This is a genomic window from Streptomyces muensis (genome assembly GCF_021474425.1).
Taxonomy (GTDB): domain Bacteria; phylum Actinomycetota; class Actinomycetes; order Streptomycetales; family Streptomycetaceae; genus Streptomyces; species Streptomyces muensis.
Map to the genome: position 1 here is coordinate 19,679 of NZ_JAKEIP010000073.1, position 15,057 is coordinate 34,735.

The window sequence follows — 15,057 nt, forward strand, 5'->3', positions numbered from 1 at the left end:
GACAGGTCACACCGGAACGGTCAGCGTCGCGGTGTAGCCGTCGGCCACGCCGCCCTTCGTCGCCGCCAGCTGCTGCTCGTAACCGTCGCTGAAGATGCCGTCCGTCTCCAGGGACAGCTCGGCGAGATTCGTCACACTCTGGTCGTATCCGTCCGTTGCGTACACCGTGTCGCAGACGTCCTTGGGGAAGGCGAGCTGTGAGGTGTTGGTGATGGCGGTGGCGGCCGTGGCGTCGGCCAGGCTGCCGTACACCTCGAAGTGGATGTGCGGCCAGCGGCCCTGGTAGCAGCCCGGGAAGACGCTCTTGAAGGTCACCTGGCCCTTGTCGTCGGTCTCCTGGACGCCGCGCAGGTAGTTCTCGTCCGTGACGCCGTCCGAGTACAGGGAGTAGTTGCCCTCCCGGTCGCAGTGCCAGATGTAGACGGCGGCGCCCTTCTTCGGCGTCCCGCAGCCGGAGGCGGCGTCGACGACGGTGAGCGTGACGGTCAGGGGCACGCCCTCGGCGGTGCCGCCCGCGGAGTCGCCGAAGCTCTTGGTGATGTCGCTGCGGACGACACCGCTCTCCTTGAGGACGTTCACGCCGTTCGAGCCGTCGCCGGGGAAGGGGCCGGCGGTCTCGTCCGGGATGGTCGCGCACTCGGCGGACGGGGAGGGCGAGGTGCCCTTGGCGGCGGAGGAGGTGGCCGTGGAGGACGCGGAGGTGTCCTCGTCCGAGGTGCAGCCCACCAGGGGGATCAGGCCCGCCCCGGCCATCAGCCGGATCATCCGGCGGCGGGCGAGGACCGGAAGGTCGTAGGAGAGCCCACGGTCGTGCTCGTGGACTGCTTCGGTGTGGTCTGGGTGCATGGAAAGACGCTAGGAGCGGCATCTGTCGGAAACCAGCGCGCGGGCTGTCGAGTCGCTGTCAAGTCGCTGTCGATGTGCCGGCGCACCGGTACCGGCCCGCCGTCCCGCCCGCTCTCGGTACGCTTGCGCCCATGTACGGCTACGACCAGAACGTCGGTGCACAGCAGCAGTACGCCCCGCCGCAGCAGCCCGGCGGTGTCGGAGGGTACGGCCAGCAGCCGCCGCTCTACCCCGAGCCGTCCCCGCCCTCGCTCGCGGACGCGGTGCGGGCGTTCACCACGGGGCAGATGTCCGCCGAGGACTTCCAGCAGGTCTTCGCGACGTCGAAGGTCTACTGCCCGCGCGGCGACAACCCCGGCTTCCTCGCCCTGCACAACACCCAGCAGCCGGTGATCCCGATGTTCACCTCGCTGAAGGAACTGCGCCGGTACGCGGGCAAGGAGTCCAAGTACTTCGTCATCACGGGCGCCGAGGTGATCGACCTCCTGCCGACCGGCTACGGCTTCGTCCTCGACATGGAGGGCGAGCACCGCATGGTCTTCGACGCGAAGGCCGTGGAGCAGATGGTGGAGTTCGCGATGCGCAGAATGTACGGCTGAGGCCGTGTGAGCTGCCCGGGAAGCCCGGAGGGAATGCCCTCCGGGCTTCTTCTGTTGTGGGGTGGCAGAAAGTTCAATGCTCAACTAAACTGGCCGCACAAGGAGGTACCGACATGCCTGCAGTGACCGTCGAGAACCCGCTGACGCTGCCCCGTGTCGCCGCGCCCGCGGAGGCAGTGGCTCGTCCCGTGCTCGCCGTCACGACCGCGCCGAGCGGTTTCGAGGGTGAGGGCTTCCCGGTGCGCCGTGCGTTCGCCGGGATCAACTACCGCCATCTGGACCCGTTCATCATGATGGACCAGATGGGTGAAGTGGAGTATCAGCCCGGGGAGCCGAAAGGGACGCCGTGGCATCCGCACCGCGGCTTCGAGACCGTCACCTACATCATCGACGGCATCTTCGACCACCAGGACAGCCAGGGCGGCGGCGGCACCATCACCAACGGCGACACCCAGTGGATGACGGCCGGCTCGGGCCTCCTCCACATTGAGGCGCCGCCGGAGCACCTCGTCATGTCCGGCGGTCTCTTCCACGGTCTCCAGCTGTGGGTGAACCTCCCGGCCAGGGACAAGATGATGGCGCCGCGCTACCAGGACATCCGCGGCGGCAACGTGCAGCTCCTGACGACCCCGGACGGCGGCGCGCTCCTGCGCGTCATCGCGGGCGAACTGGACGGCCACCAGGGTCCCGGCATCACCCACACCCCGATCACCATGATCCACGCAACCCTCGCCCCAGGCGCGGAGATCACCCTTCCCTGGCGGGAGGACTTCAATGGCCTCGCGTACGTCCTGGCGGGCAAGGGCACGGTTGGCGCGGAACGCCGTCCGATCCACCTCGGCCAGACGGCCGTCTTCGGCGCGGGCTCCTCGCTGACGGTCCGCGCGGATGAGCAGCAGGACTCCCACACGCCGGACCTGGAGGTCGTCCTGCTGGGCGGACAGCCGATCCGTGAGCCGATGGCCCACTACGGTCCCTTCGTCATGAACACCCGCGAGGAACTCCAGCAGGCGTTCGAGGACTTCCAGAAGGGCCGCCTAGGCACGATCCCGGCGGTGCACGGCATGTCTGAGGGCGGACTGTAGGGCTCACTACGGCTGCATGCGGACGAGTCCACCCGGAAAGGGGTGAGGCTCGTCCGCGCTCGAAGCCGCCGTCTTGGTCTCCTAGTAACGGGCCAGGTCGGTGACCTGCGGGGTTGTTCCCTGCGGGCCGCTGACCTGGCCTTTTCTTGATGGCTGGCGATGGGACACGACGGTCCTGATCGGGTGTCCTGCGGACTGTGTGCGGACTGTCGTGTACTGGCCGGTGATTGCGTAGGCAGTCGACGGGGCGCGCAGGGTCATGAAGCGCTGCGGGGCCCCCTCGTGCCTGGTGAACTGCCGAGCGACTATTTCTTTCTTGTCATCGACTCAGCAACTGATCCTTCTTACTTCCCCCGGCGCAATTCCGATATGGAGTTTCAGCCTTAAGAGATGCGGGCAGCCCTGTCATGTCATTAACTTCCCTGGTGTCAAGGATTCTGGTGCTTGACAGGAGGCGGCGAGCTGCTTCCTCGATCTTGGGTCCCAGCGGGAAGTCGGCATTTGGTACGTGAAGCCATGAAGTCAAGGGGTGGCGCGCGGCAACCTTTGGATCCTTCAGGCGTTCGTCGATCGCGGCCTTAATTAGATGGCCTACTCTCATTAGGTCGGTTACAATCTTCGAATCCACCTCGATGCTTCGGTGGATTACATCGTTCCTGGTTCTCCAGATTTTCGCAAAAGCGTCCTTGGTGGGTTCCCACACCCTTGAAGAGCCGCCGAGATGGGCTTGGATGGCAGAGAGTACGCTGCTGCTGTTGCCGGGGAGATCCTGTGTTTCAAAATCTGACCGACGCCAATTATGGTCGATCAGGATAGCTTCGAAAACATGCCAGAGGAGCTGTTCCTGGGAAGCTTCGTATGCGACGACAGCTTCGGCCCACTCGCCCCGGGAAAGTCGATGAGAGAAGCGTGCGTCCCAGGATCTGAGTCGCCGAATATTTGAGAGCGAATTGCTGAAATCCTCAGCGGCAATGAAGAGGGCACCGCCCTCTTCGGTGAGTTCGCGACCGGGACTGCTAGTGCCCCAGCTTCCAATCGGCGTATGGGGTAGGAGCGGTAGCACATATTCCTGATCGTGGTCCACGCCGAATCTGAATGCGCCTGCACCCACGAGGTCGGCTCGGCAAAGAGGGCCTACCGAGCCCGGGGAATCTGTGGCGTCCAGCATGACTCTCATGGCTTCGGAGGTGAGGTCCAAAGCGAGGTCCCCCATCCGGCTGAGCCCAGAGCAGCTGACGGTGAAGGGCTCGCCATCGGCAGAATCCCAAATTACGTCTGCGACCCTTGGGAGCTCGCACATGACTGTGGCGAGGCAAAGTGGCTCGTCCCAACTGCCAGTCGCCAGATCGGCAATCAATGGGTGCATTGGTCCGCTGCCGGTGACCATCTCCGCCACATGGGAAAGCATCATGGTTTCATGGTTCCCATTTGCGGGCCTGATGACTTGCAGGACTACACGAGCGGCGACTAGTTCCCCACCCAGAGCGCTTCCTACTGATGCGGAAATATGCTCTCCGGCTGACATGCCAGGGGACCAGCGCACGGCGAAAGTTGCCCGCATGGTGTTGATCGAGATAGGGGAGGGTTCGCAATTTGGCAGTGTCACTCGCAAAGCATACGACGGAAGTCTCAGCTGTGGCAGTACTGTCGGAGCCCCGAAAAATGGCTAGAGCGGCCGCGGCCGCATAGAAGTGAAAGGGTCCAAATCTGGCCACTTCAGCCCTCACTGGGCGCTGCACCTTTCTATCGCCAGCCATCCACGGAGACGTCCGGGCCTCCCGCGAGGTAGCGGTGGAGGGCGCTTGAGGTGGTTTCCACGAAGTTCTCGGGGATGGCGTTGGCATTGACCCAGCGGACCTGGGAGTGCTTGCGGGGTTCGCGGTTTTCGGGTTCGCCGGTCCATTCGTGGGCGGCGAAGACGACCGTGAGGAAGCCGTTGGGGGCTTCGACGCCCCAGGCGCCGTGGATGATGTGGGCGACCTTGAGGGACTCGGGCTTCACGGTTAGGCCGGTCTCCTCGTAGAGCTCGCGGACTGCGGTTTCGGTGATGGGCTCGCCCGGATCGCTCTTGCCGACCGGGAGGTCCCACATGCCCTGGGCGAACTTGGCGTTCTCGCTGCGCTGGAGGAGGACGACGCGGTTGGTGGCCTTGTCGTGGACGATGACTGCGGCGACCAGCAGGGTCATGGATTCGAGCGCCGGCTTGAGGGCCTTCGGCTGGTCGTCGGTCTGCTGGGTCACGGTGTTCCCTTCGTCGGGCGGGTTGTCGGGCAGGTTAGGCGAGGGCTTCGCGGGCGTGGCGGGCGAGATCGGCGGCGCCGGGGACGCGGCGGCGCTGGTAGACCGCGAGGGTGGAGCGGATCGAGGTGATCGCCTTACGGGTGCGGTCGGAGGTCATGCCCTCCATGAGGACCAGGGCTTGGGTCCAGGCGGCGACGGCCTCGTCGGCGCGGGCCTGGGCGGCGAGGCTGTCGCCGAGGTCGGCGTGGGTGAGGGCGTGGACGCGCTTGTACTTCGCGGGATCCCAGCGGGTGAGAGCGTCCCGGTGCTGCTGTTCGGTGCCGATGTGGTCGGCGAGGTCGGTCAGGGTGCGAGCGGTGTGGCTGGCCACGGTGCCGGCGGCGGGACCGCTCACACGGGAGTAGCTGGGTTGGGGACCGTCGTCTCGTAGGAGGGCGTCTTCGGCAGCGAGCAGGGCGCGTGCCGCCAGGAGGTTCTCGTTCACGGCGGCATAGGCGCGGGCGTGGGTGATGTGGAGGAGAGCCTCGGTCTGGCCGTCGACGTGGCCGAGACCTGCGCGTAGGGCGCCTTCGACGAGGTCGACGCAGTGGTGGGGCTGTTTGAGGCTCAGGGCCTGGTGGGCGAGGGTGCGCATCATCCAGGCGGCGTGGCCGTGGGGGTCGGCTTCGCAGGCGAGCTTGTAGCCGACCTGGTAGTAGCGCTGGGCGGCGCCTTCCTGGCCGAGGTCGTGGTGCTTCCACCCTGCGAGGTAGGCGAGTTCGGCGACGGCGCCGAAGGCGGCCCGACGTAAGGCTTCGCTGGGGAAGCGTCCGCGCAGCATGGGAGCGGCGGTGTCAGCGAGGTACGCGGTGACCGTGGTCAGGCCGTGCCCGCCGCCGAGGCGCTCGTCGGCCGCGCTGAAGGCTGCTGTGATCTGCCGTACGACGTCCACGTCCTCCGCGCCGACTAGGGACGTGCCCATGCGGACGCTGAGCATGCGGGCGGTGGCCTCGTGGTCGTATCCGAGCGGCATGGCGACGCCAGCGGTGGTGAAGGCCGCGATGGCGAGGAAGCGGCGGCGCTCGACGTCGGCCCGGCCCAGGTCGGTGACCGCGAGGACGGGGTCGGATTCCGCCGGCTCGTCGTCATCACCGGACTGGAGGCCGATCTCGGTCTGGGTGACCGTGCGCCCCGCTCGGCGGGACAGAGCTTCGGCGAGGTACTGACCTACCCGGCCCGACGGGGCGCGGGTGCCGTTCACCCAGTGCGAGATGGCCGACTTGTTGGTCTGGAGGATCTCGCCGTTCTCGGCCGCGATGCGCCGCACGTCTCTGGCGAGGGCCTCGTAGGTGCAGTCGACCGCCGCGATGACGTCGCGCAGACGGGAGTTGGGTGCTCTCTGCGCTGCCACGATCGCCTCCACTCCGGAGCTGTAAACCGCGTATACCGCTTCAACTGCCTTCCACCGTACCCACTGAGCGTGACCACCGGTTCACTTATCAGCAGCCGCCCGGAACGGCGCAACCGTGATCCAGGCTCCCCCTTGGCCCTGGCGGCACCCCGAAGTTCCGTACGCCCACTCCAGGTTCGGGCATTCCTGTGCCCGAACCCGGCCAATCAGAGACGGAGAACACGGTGACCACCATCGACACCACGGCCATCACGGTCGAGTTGCCCGAGGCGTTCGACCCGCGCTGGAGCCGCCTGCCCGGCATCCAGGTCGACGGCCGACGCATCACGATCGACCCGGCCCGGTACTTCTTCCGCTTCGAGTCGAACACCTGGCTCGTCGCCGACTGGGAGCTGGTCAAGTCCCAGCTTCTGGAGGTGGACGAGACGACCGAGAGCACGGTCGAGCAGCTCGCGCTCGACTTCATCAAGCAGCACAGCGAGTCCACGTCCGACGCCGCCCGCGTCCTGGCCACCGCGTACGAGGTGTACGCCTACCTCTTCCGCGACGAGCACCTGGCCGGCCTCGGACTGCCGCAGATCACCGCCGACCACCTGCGGATGCTGCGCGAGGCCGCCACGCTCATGGCGCTCAACAAGGTCGAGCTCGACGGGCACATCTCCAACGTCGGCCCGTGCTGGTTCTTCCCCGCCGCCGCCTCCGTCGTCTTCGACCTGGACGCCGAGATCGGCGGGATGCTCGACGAGGTCTACCACGGCGGCTGGTTCAACGAGCACCGCCGGATCGAGTCCATCAAGGCCCACGCCGCGCTCGGCGGCCGGCTCGTGCACGGCTGCCAGTCCGTGCCGGACCAGTCCGGCGGCGTGGTCGCGCCCTACGGTGCCTCGATGGCCAACTTCCGTGACGACCTCGCAGCCTTCAAGGCGGGCTGGATCGAGCAGGTCTACGCCCACCGCGTGAACCCCGCCGCGTAACCCACACGATCAGGCTCCGGGTCGGGCCGGCACCTCCCGCCCGCCCCGGACGCCACCCTCACCTTCCGGAGCCCACACGTGACCACGAACCCCAGCGTCGAACTCCTCGACAACCTGCTCACCGTGGCCGGCCTGACCACCGCCGTACGGGAGGAGGTGCGCGTGTGGTCCATGTCCGGCGTCGAGCGCGTGACCTTCCCCGACGGCACCACGGCCATCTTCAAGTACGCCAAGAAACCGTTCGACAGCGAGGACCAGGCCCTACGCCTGGCCCACACCCTCGGCGTCCCTGTCCCCCAGGTCCACGCCTCCGCCGTCCTGGACGGCTGGCTCGGCATGCTCATGGAGGACCTCGGACCGTCCGTCCGCGAGGCCGACGACCTCGACGGCGTCGCCGCGGCCGTGGTCCTGCACGGCACCCGTACGGCTCCGCCCTTGCCGGTCCTCGACCAGGAGCGCCTGCGCACACTTCCGGCCAGGGCGCTGGAGCATTTCGAACGGCTGCGCAAGGCCGACCGGTGGCAGGACGTCGACGACGTCGAGGACGCGCTCGACCGGATCGCCCAGGCCGCCGAGGCCCGCTCGGCCGGAGCGACGCTGGAGCCGTTCGGATGGGTGCACTCCGAGTTCCATCCCACCAGCCTCCACATCGGGGAGCGCGGCTGGCGGCTGCTCGACTTCGCCCGCGCCTTCACCGGCCCCGGCCTGCTCGACCTCGCCAGCTGGCACGGCACCATCGATCCGCCGCACCCTGTGCGCCTGCGTGTCTTCCTGGAGCAGTACGTCACCGCTGGCGGCACCCCCGACGCCCTCGCCCCGCGCGGCGGGCTCACCGCCGAGAACTGGGCCCTGGGCTGGCACCGCATGTGGGCCGTCGAGTGGTTCATGGAGCAGTCCATCCGCTGGATCAACGACCCGGCCACCGACCCCGCCTACCTCAAGGCCGTCCGCCGCCACCTCACCGACGTCCTCCACCTCCTGGAGATCTGACGTGCTCGCCCAGGCATCCCCCTGGCACGCCCACGCCGTTCAGCGCACCAACGTCGGCCTTGCCGAACCGCTTGCCGTACCCGCCCGGATGGAGTGGACCACCCGACCCGGCCAAGGTCCCGGAGTCGACGTCCTCGGCCCCGACCTGCGCGGCAAGCGACTCCTGGAGCTCGGCTGCGGCCCCGGCCACAATGCCGCCCACCTCGCCACCCGCCATAGCGCCCGTGTCACCGGCGTCGACCTGGTCGGCCTCCAGGTCCGCCGCGCCCGCTCCCACTACGGACGGCTGAACAACCTCACGTTCGTCGCCGGCCACGCCCTGCACTACCTGCACGCCTCCGAAGAGCAGTTCGACGCGATCTACTCCGTCTTCGGCGCCGTCGGCCTCGTCGCCCCCGAGCTCCTGCTCCCGGCCATCGCCCAGCGCCTCACGCCCGGCCGGGTGCTCGCCTTCTCCGTCCCCCACCCGCAGCGCGGCGGCCGAAGCCCTTCGGGCGACGTCCGTCCCCGCCGCGACTACGTCACCTTGCCCGACCGCAGCCGGCTCCCCATCGCTCGATGGGAATACGACAGCGACCGGTGGGAGAAGCACCTCAGCCAGGCGGGCTTCTGGCTCACCTCAGCCCAGGAGTTCCACGACCCCCGCACGGGCCACTGGCCCACGACCCTGCTAATCCGCGCCCGCAAGCTTTGACCAGCCATTCGCCCGGCTTCCCTTGGAGGAACCGATGCGCCCGCCCTACCTGCTCCTCGACATCGACGGCGTCCTCATACCCTTCCCCGACGAGCACGGCTCGACCCCGGCCACGCACGCCCGTCACGACGTCGTCCCCGCCGGCCGCAGCGCCGACAACCCGGTCACCGTCTGGCTCAACCCCGTCCACGGCCGCCTGCTCATGGACGTCATCCGCACCGGCCTGGTCACCCCGGTCTGGTGCACCAGCTGGCGCCAGGACGCCACCGCTCTGATCGGGCCCCTCCTGGGCCTCCCGACGTGGTCCTATGTCGACCTGCCGCGCCCCCAGATCACCACCAGCCACCCCAACGGCTACCTCTGGAAGCGCGACCACGTCGACACCTGGCTGGGCGACGCCCCCGCTGTCTGGATCGACGACGACTTCACCGGACTCGACCACGCCTGGGCGGCGGAGCGCACCGCCCGCGGAACGGCGACCCTCCTCGTGCAGCCCGACCCACACCTCGGGCTGCAGCCCGACCACCTGACCGAGGTGACGAAGTGGGTCGCGCGGCTGCCCGCAGCCCGTGCCGCCTGACGACTGATGCCGTCGCTGCCACGAGCAGCGAGGGCATCGGGGTGGCTGTGGGCTCTGCCTGTATGGGCGCCGTTGAGTTTCTGAATGAGATGGCAGCGAACCAAGGCCCCGAAGCTAAGGGGAACGGTGCACGTCAAGTGGGTTGTAGGATCCGGGTCCTGGTGCCACACGTCGGCGCTGTGAACTGGGCATCCTTGCGAGTCCACGGTCCAGGTCATCTTGATCGTTCCAGGTGTCGTGTCATTCCCCTGGGGCGGTGCCTTGAGCGGGGTGCTTCTCCCGGGCGGGCCGCCAGTTCCCCGCGGAGCTCCTTCAGCGCTTCTTGGAGTCGACCGCGTTCGTTCTCGATCTCGTGCAGCCGGACGACGTCGTTACGGGCCACGGCTACGGGCGCACCGTGGACGACCAACACCGTGGCCAAGGCGCAACGCCGCCTCAGCGCCCCGGCTACACTCCGGCGTCATGACGACGATCTACAAGACCCAGGAGTGGAAAGGCCACGGGAAGCAGAACTACTACTGGAACGAGTACAGGCTCGAAGGCGACACCGTCGTCAAGTACAAGTGCCACCGGCAGAAGTTCTTCGACGGCGATGAGAACACCTGGCAGGAGGACGAATCGTTCCAGGAGTCCTGGGGACTTGACGAGCCGAGCATGCCCGACTGGCTGAGGCGGTATCTCTGATCGCGCCCCTACCCCTGTAGCTCTGGAACGCACCGTAAGTCACTCCGACGAGCAACCCACTTGACCTGCAGGTTCGCAATCCGCGTCGAATTCGACAGTCATTCGACATGGGCGCGTGGATTTTGAAATCGGATCGTGGGTCCTGCATGGGTTGGTGAAATTGCTGGTTGTCCCGGCGGGAGCGACGGTTATCTGGTAGGAGGGATGATCCGCCAAGATCGGTCCGTCCCCCGAGGCCCCGTTGCGCTGCCAGTCTGTCACCAGCACGCTCACGCGAACCCTGACCGTCACCGCTGGGGTCTTCGCCCCAGGCCACCTGGGCGAGTTGACCATGTACCTTCCCTTCGAACTGGTCGATGCCGTCCTGGCGGAGACCGGAGCCGTCCAGCGCCGTTTACGGTCCCTGCCCTCGCGAGGTGTGTTTTGACCTTGATGCCGAGGGACTGGAGCACGGTGAAGTAGTCGGCTTCGTTGTGTACGGCGGCGGCGACCGCGTATGCCTGCTCGCGCAGCCACTGCCGTGCCGTGACCGTCTGGCCCTGTCGCTCGGCCTTGGCGCGTTCGGCGCCGGTGGGAGTGCGGGGCGCGGTGAGGTCGCCAGACTTCAGGCGGCGCAGACCGAACTCGGCCTCGATCTTGCGGCATTCGGCTTGGGCTCGCTGTGGCCTTCTCGGCTAAGACTTCGAACTGCCCCGAGCCGTTGGCCAATCGCCGCTGCGGCTCGGCTCCGAGCACACTCGCGATGCTCTCCGCCGCTGGGGCGACACCGTGAGCAGGCGCCAGACCGGGCGGGTGAGCAACTTGCCGTCGACGACGCGGCCGAAGTCGCAGTCACCGGCGACTGGTTCGGATGTCCTGGACAGCGAGCAAGTGTGAGGGGTGCTGAGTCGCTGACGGTGAGTGGTGCGCGGTCGGGTGCAGCCATGCGTCGCGGCGTCGCGATGCCGTCGGCGATGGCCGGAACAGTCACTGTCGGTCGGCGAAGAGGGGGCCGGGCTGGGCGTGGGGTTGTGCAAGAGACAGCTCCTGACGGTTGGGAGACGCAGGGGCGCCAGAGCAGCGACGCGGCTGCCCGGAGCCCCCGAGGACACCGTCAATGCTCCTGAGAATCGCCGGTTTCCCTAACCGGCGATGTGGGTGTATTCTCCCTCGCTTGTCTCGGTTCAGCGGCACGTCAGACCGCTTCTACGAGCACCTCCTGCTGCCTCGATTCGCCAATCTCTGCGTCATCGCCCTCGGCCTGTTCCGGTCGTACGAACTCGACCGCCGCCCGCTTCTCGACGGGCGTCGACCTTCCCGCACCGGACGCCTTGGTGACCGTGACCCTGCGCACGAACAACTTGACGAAGTCCCGGCGCTCCTGCGTCGTCGCGGCCTCCCACCACGAGCCCTCGCCCACTGGGTCGACATCCCCCGCGCCCATGGGCAGCCACAGGTGGATCGGGAGCGTCGGTGTCGCCGCTTCCTCCAACTCGGTGAGACGGGCCTCCGCCCGCTCCATACGGCCGAGGAGCCGTTCCCTGCGCTCCCGGAACCGGCGCCGTCCGACGGGGTCGTCGTAGTCGCCGGCCTCTTCCCTGTCGTACAGCTCCTCCAACGCGTGCTTGGCATCGGCGCGTTCGGTGACGAGGCTTCGGCGTTCGCCCACGATCTCCGGCTGTTCCGTCTGTGCTGCGTACCGCCGAGCGGCCTCGGCGAGAATGACCGCCATCTCGGGGTCGTCCTCGGCGGTCTGGATGAGGGCGAAGATTCGCCGGGCCACGTACAGGTCCAGGGTCTTCATGCTGATCGTGCACTCGCCCTCGTGCTGGCCCGGCAGCGCTTTCCGACGGCGGCAGCGGTACGCGGCCTTGTTGGGAGTGGTGGCGCGGTGTGACGTCATCACCGCACCGCAGTCGCAGAACAGGACGTCCATGGCGGAGAGGACTGCGTGTCCGCGCGACAGGCCCTTGCCCTGGCCCCGGCCGTCGAGCCACTTCTGCAACTCGTGCCAGTCGTCCGGCGGGATGATCGGCGGGTACGCCTGGACCGGCTTCATGGTTTCGGGGTCGCGCTCGATGCGGTAGCTCTCGATCGTGCTGGTCAGCTTGCCGTCCTCCCGGCGCTTGTAGACCGGGGTCGCCGCGTAGCCCGCGATGCGGGGGTCGCGGAGGATGCGCATGGCCGTCTTCGGGTCCCAGATGCTGTCCTTCCTCTTCTTGCCGACTCGCTGCCCCTTCGTCGGTACGCCGTCGGCGGTCATCTGAGCGCAGATGCCCGTGAGGGAGCCCGGATGCCGACGTCCCCCTCCGGGGCGGTACGGCATGTCCTTGTGCTCCCTGATCCGCGCCCACATGTCCCGAATCACCGGCACCTCGTCGGGATCGTGCTCCAGGATGTGGATCACGACGGGCCTGCCGTCGGCCGTCGTTCGCGTCGCGGGGACCATGCGGAAGCCGTACGGCGGCTTTCCGCCCACATAGCCGCCGAGTTCACGGGCCGTCTTCTTCGCGCCCCGCACCGCGTCGCTCTTGTTCTTGCTCTCGCTGTGGGCCGCGTCGAGCCGCAGGATCAGATGGATCAGGTCCATCAGGTTGCCCTTGCGGAACTCGCCCTCGGTGAGGCTGACGATCGTCACGCCGAGGTTGAGCAGCTCCGTGACGATGGGGATGGCGTCCAGCGGATCCATCCGTGACAGGCGGCTGATGTAGTAGACGATGATCAGGTTGATCCGGCCCTCGTGGCAGTCCTTGAGCAGCCGGTCGAAGTCCGGGCGGCCGTCGCCCGTGAACGCGGATATGCCGAGGTCTTCGTACTCGGTGATGCTGACGGCCCCGCGCCGCTTGGCCTCGGCCACACCCGCAGCGCGCTGTGTGACCGTGCTGACCTCGGACTTGTTGGCGCGCCCCACGGACTGACGCCCATAGACCCCTGCATGGATGTCCATGCCGGTCACCACCCCTGGTCTGATCATGGGGGAACTCTAGCCGATTTCTTAATCCCCCAACTGGTTTCACTCAAGGGCACCCCCTGGCACCCGCACCGCGGCTTCGAGACCGTCACGTACATCATCGACGGGATCTTCGACCACCAGGACTCCAACGGCGGTGGCGGCACCATCACCAACGGCGACACCCAGTGGATGACCGCGGGCTCGGGCCTTCTGCACATCGAGGCCCCGCCGGAGCATCTGGTGGTGTCCGGCGGTCTCTTCCACGGCCTCCAGCTGTGGGTGAACCTGCCGGCCAAGGACAAGATGATGCCTCCGCGCTACCAGGACATCCGCGGCGGCAACGTCCAGCTGCTGACCACGCCCGACGGCGGCGCGCTGCTGCGGGTCATCGCCGGTGAGCTGGACGGCCACCAGGGCCCCGGCATCACGCACACCCCGATCACGATGATCCACGCGACCCTCGCCCCGGGCGCGGAGATCACCCTGCCCTGGCGCGAGGACTTCAACGGCCTCGCGTACGTCCTCGCCGGCCGCGGCACGGTGGGCGCCGAACGCCAGCCGGTCCAGCTGGGCCAGACGGCGGTCTTCGGCGAGGGCGGTTCGCTGACCGTGCGCGCCGACGAGAAGCAGGACTCCCACACGCCGGACCTGGAGGTCGTCCTGCTGGGCGGGCAGCCGATCCGTGAGCCGATGGCCCACTACGGCCCGTTCGTCATGAACACCCGCGAGGAACTCCAGCAGGCCTTCGACGACTTCCAGAAGGGCCGGCTGGGGACGATCCCGGCGGTGCACGGCATGACGGGAAGCGGCCCGTCCGGGGCCTGACCTCCCACGCGTGACGTCCGGCTGATCTCCGCCTGATCCCCCGCCCGACGCGACGAGGCCCGGAGCCGCGCCCTGTGCCGCGGCTCCGGGCCTTCGCGCACCGTCACCCGCCCGGTCCGCCCGCGCACGACAGCCCCGCCCCGTCCGTGATCGGCTGGAACCGTGCAGGCCCCCACCTCGCTGCTCCCCGACCCCGTCCGGCGGCTCGCCGCCTGGTGTGTCGTCGTGCTGCTCGTCGCCGGGGTCGTCTACGTCGGGATCCGGCTGGCCGACGAGTTCCGTACGGCGGTCGTGCCGGTGCTGCTGGCGCTGCTCGGGACGGCACTGCTGAGGCCGTTGCACCGACGGCTCGTGCGGGCCAAGGTGAACCGGTCCGTCGCCGCCGGGCTCACCTGCGTCGCCGTCGTGGCCGTGGTCGGCGGGGCCGTGTACATCGTCGTCGCCGCGATCGTCGACACCGGCGACCAGATCGTCGCCGCGCTCAAGCAGGCGGCCCAGGACCTCGCCGACCACTTCGGGGCGGCCGGCACCTCGCTGGACGACGTCGCCTCCAACGCCCGGGAACTGCTCACCAAGTTCGGCGGCACGGCCGCGTCCGGCGTCCTCAGCGGGGTCAGCGTCGTGGCCGAGACCATCGCCATGGCCGTACTCGCGCTGCTGCTGGTCTTCTTCTTCCTGCGGGACTCCGACCGGGCGGTCGGTGCCCTGCGGGCCGTCGTCCCGGGCCGGTCCGGGGACGTCGTGGAGGCCATCGCGCGGCGGGCGTTCCTGGCTGTGGAGGGGTTCATGCGGGGGACCACCTTCGTCGCGCTCATCGACGCCCTCTGCATCACCGTCGGACTGGTCTTCCTCGACGTGCCGGGCGCGGTCGGGCTCGGCGCGCTCGTCTTCGTCGGGGCGTACATCCCCTACCTCGGCGCCTTCATCTCCGGTGCGGTCGCGGTGCTGGTCGCGCTCGCCGACCGGGGGTTCGTCATCGCGCTGTGGGTGCTGGCCATCGTGCTCGCCGTGCAGATCCTGGAGGGGCATGTGCTGACGCCCATGATCCAGAGCCGGACCGTGCAGATGCACCCGGCCGTCGTCATGGTGGCGATCACCGCGGGAGCCTCCGTGGCCGGCATCCTCGGCATGCTGCTCGCCGTACCACTGACCGCCGCCGCCTTCGGCGTTGTCAACGAACTCAGGGAGCGCTACGCCGCCCCGGAGCACCCCGAACC

Annotated in this window: 14 protein-coding genes and 2 pseudogenes; 10 read left to right on the plus strand and 6 right to left on the minus strand. The window is 68.1% G+C overall.

The genetic code is table 11. The features are described 5' to 3' along the window. Window positions 1-6: 6 nt before the first annotated feature. A complete protein-coding gene (locus tag L0P92_RS19225; RefSeq protein WP_234763984.1) occupies window positions 7-846 on the minus strand; it encodes an intradiol ring-cleavage dioxygenase in 840 nt (279 codons plus the stop codon). Window positions 847-977: 131 nt separating this feature from the next. On the opposite strand from L0P92_RS19225, the gene L0P92_RS19230 reads away from it, so the two are divergent. Together L0P92_RS19230 and L0P92_RS19235 are read left to right on the plus strand one after the other, a co-directional pair. Beyond that, window positions 978-1,445 carry an SseB family protein gene (locus L0P92_RS19230; RefSeq protein ID WP_234763985.1) on the plus strand — a complete coding sequence of 156 codons (468 nt, stop codon included), beginning with the start codon at window positions 978-980 and terminating at the stop codon, window positions 1,443-1,445. Window positions 1,446-1,558: 113 nt separating this feature from the next. Next, on the plus strand, window positions 1,559-2,530 hold the full coding sequence (locus L0P92_RS19235; protein ID WP_234763986.1) for a pirin family protein: 972 nt from the start codon (window positions 1,559-1,561) through the stop codon (window positions 2,528-2,530). 319 nt (window positions 2,531-2,849) lie between these two features. On the opposite strand, the gene L0P92_RS19240 is transcribed toward L0P92_RS19235, so the two are convergent. The 3 genes from L0P92_RS19240 to L0P92_RS19250 all read right to left on the minus strand — a co-directional run bounded on the left by L0P92_RS19240 (window position 2,850) and on the right by L0P92_RS19250 (window position 6,161). Further along, entirely contained in the window at window positions 2,850-3,941 is a 1,092-nt protein-coding gene (locus tag L0P92_RS19240; RefSeq protein WP_234763987.1) for a hypothetical protein, read from the minus strand. 332 nt (window positions 3,942-4,273) lie between these two features. After that, window positions 4,274-4,804 carry an NUDIX domain-containing protein gene (locus L0P92_RS19245; protein WP_234764000.1) on the minus strand — a complete coding sequence of 177 codons (531 nt, stop codon included), beginning with the start codon at window positions 4,802-4,804 and terminating at the stop codon, window positions 4,274-4,276. Between the two features lies 1 nt (window position 4,805). Next, the gene (locus L0P92_RS19250) at window positions 4,806-6,161 is read right to left on the minus strand and encodes an NsdA family TPR-like regulatory protein (protein WP_234763988.1); all 1,356 of its coding nucleotides are present in this window, start codon (window positions 6,159-6,161) and stop codon (window positions 4,806-4,808) included. Between the two features lie 224 nt (window positions 6,162-6,385). Between L0P92_RS19250 and L0P92_RS19255 the strand changes: the two genes are divergently transcribed. The 6 genes and pseudogenes from L0P92_RS19255 to L0P92_RS45725 all read left to right on the plus strand — a co-directional run. Next, window positions 6,386-7,135: a hypothetical protein gene (locus tag L0P92_RS19255; RefSeq protein WP_234763989.1), complete on the plus strand. Its 750-nt coding sequence runs from the start codon at window positions 6,386-6,388 to the stop codon at window positions 7,133-7,135. A gap of 78 nt (window positions 7,136-7,213) precedes the next feature. Then, a complete protein-coding gene (locus L0P92_RS19260) occupies window positions 7,214-8,125 on the plus strand; it encodes a phosphotransferase family protein (RefSeq protein ID WP_234763990.1) in 912 nt (303 codons plus the stop codon). Window position 8,126: 1 nt separating this feature from the next. Beyond that, the gene (locus L0P92_RS19265) at window positions 8,127-8,819 is read left to right on the plus strand and encodes a class I SAM-dependent methyltransferase (protein ID WP_234763991.1); all 693 of its coding nucleotides are present in this window, start codon (window positions 8,127-8,129) and stop codon (window positions 8,817-8,819) included. A 34-nt stretch (window positions 8,820-8,853) separates the two neighbouring features. Then, the gene (locus tag L0P92_RS19270; RefSeq protein WP_234763993.1) at window positions 8,854-9,399 is read left to right on the plus strand and encodes an HAD domain-containing protein; all 546 of its coding nucleotides are present in this window, start codon (window positions 8,854-8,856) and stop codon (window positions 9,397-9,399) included. A gap of 462 nt (window positions 9,400-9,861) precedes the next feature. Further along, a complete protein-coding gene (locus tag L0P92_RS19275) occupies window positions 9,862-10,083 on the plus strand; it encodes a hypothetical protein (RefSeq protein ID WP_200692523.1) in 222 nt (73 codons plus the stop codon). A 241-nt stretch (window positions 10,084-10,324) separates the two neighbouring features. Next, a pseudogene (locus L0P92_RS45725) lies at window positions 10,325-10,507 on the plus strand (transposase domain-containing protein); the annotation flags it as partial. On the opposite strand, the pseudogene L0P92_RS19285 reads toward L0P92_RS45725, so the two are convergent. Together L0P92_RS19285 and L0P92_RS19290 are read right to left on the minus strand one after the other, a co-directional pair. Next, a pseudogene (locus tag L0P92_RS19285) lies at window positions 10,497-10,745 on the minus strand (relaxase/mobilization nuclease domain-containing protein); the annotation flags it as partial. The pseudogenes L0P92_RS45725 and L0P92_RS19285 overlap by 11 nt on opposite strands. Before the next feature lie 512 nt (window positions 10,746-11,257). After that, window positions 11,258-13,009: a recombinase family protein gene (locus L0P92_RS19290; protein ID WP_234763997.1), complete on the minus strand. Its 1,752-nt coding sequence runs from the start codon at window positions 13,007-13,009 to the stop codon at window positions 11,258-11,260. On the opposite strand from L0P92_RS19290, the gene L0P92_RS19295 reads away from it, so the two are divergent. Further along, the gene (locus tag L0P92_RS19295; RefSeq protein WP_234763998.1) at window positions 12,998-13,840 is read left to right on the plus strand and encodes a pirin family protein; all 843 of its coding nucleotides are present in this window, start codon (window positions 12,998-13,000) and stop codon (window positions 13,838-13,840) included. The genes L0P92_RS19290 and L0P92_RS19295 overlap by 12 nt on opposite strands. A gap of 162 nt (window positions 13,841-14,002) precedes the next feature. Further along, on the plus strand, window positions 14,003-15,057 hold a 1,055-nt coding region (locus L0P92_RS19300; protein WP_234763999.1), incomplete at its 3' end, for an AI-2E family transporter.

What these genes read in the sequence shown, in the direction of transcription:
- L0P92_RS19230 (WP_234763985.1), top strand. Translation starts at nt 978, where the DNA reads ATGTACGGCTACGACCAGAACGTCGGTGCACAGCAGCAGTACGCCCCG.
- L0P92_RS19295 (WP_234763998.1), top strand. Translation starts at nt 12,998, where the DNA reads ATGGATGTCCATGCCGGTCACCACCCCTGGTCTGATCATGGGGGAACT.
- L0P92_RS19290 (WP_234763997.1), bottom strand. Translation starts at nt 13,009, where the DNA reads ATGGACATCCATGCAGGGGTCTATGGGCGTCAGTCCGTGGGGCGCGCC.
- L0P92_RS19235 (WP_234763986.1), top strand. Translation starts at nt 1,559, where the DNA reads ATGCCTGCAGTGACCGTCGAGAACCCGCTGACGCTGCCCCGTGTCGCC.
- L0P92_RS19240 (WP_234763987.1), bottom strand. Translation starts at nt 3,941, where the DNA reads ATGATGCTTTCCCATGTGGCGGAGATGGTCACCGGCAGCGGACCAATG.
- L0P92_RS19270 (WP_234763993.1), top strand. Translation starts at nt 8,854, where the DNA reads ATGCGCCCGCCCTACCTGCTCCTCGACATCGACGGCGTCCTCATACCC.
- L0P92_RS19275 (WP_200692523.1), top strand. Translation starts at nt 9,862, where the DNA reads ATGACGACGATCTACAAGACCCAGGAGTGGAAAGGCCACGGGAAGCAG.
- L0P92_RS19225 (WP_234763984.1), bottom strand. Translation starts at nt 846, where the DNA reads ATGCACCCAGACCACACCGAAGCAGTCCACGAGCACGACCGTGGGCTC.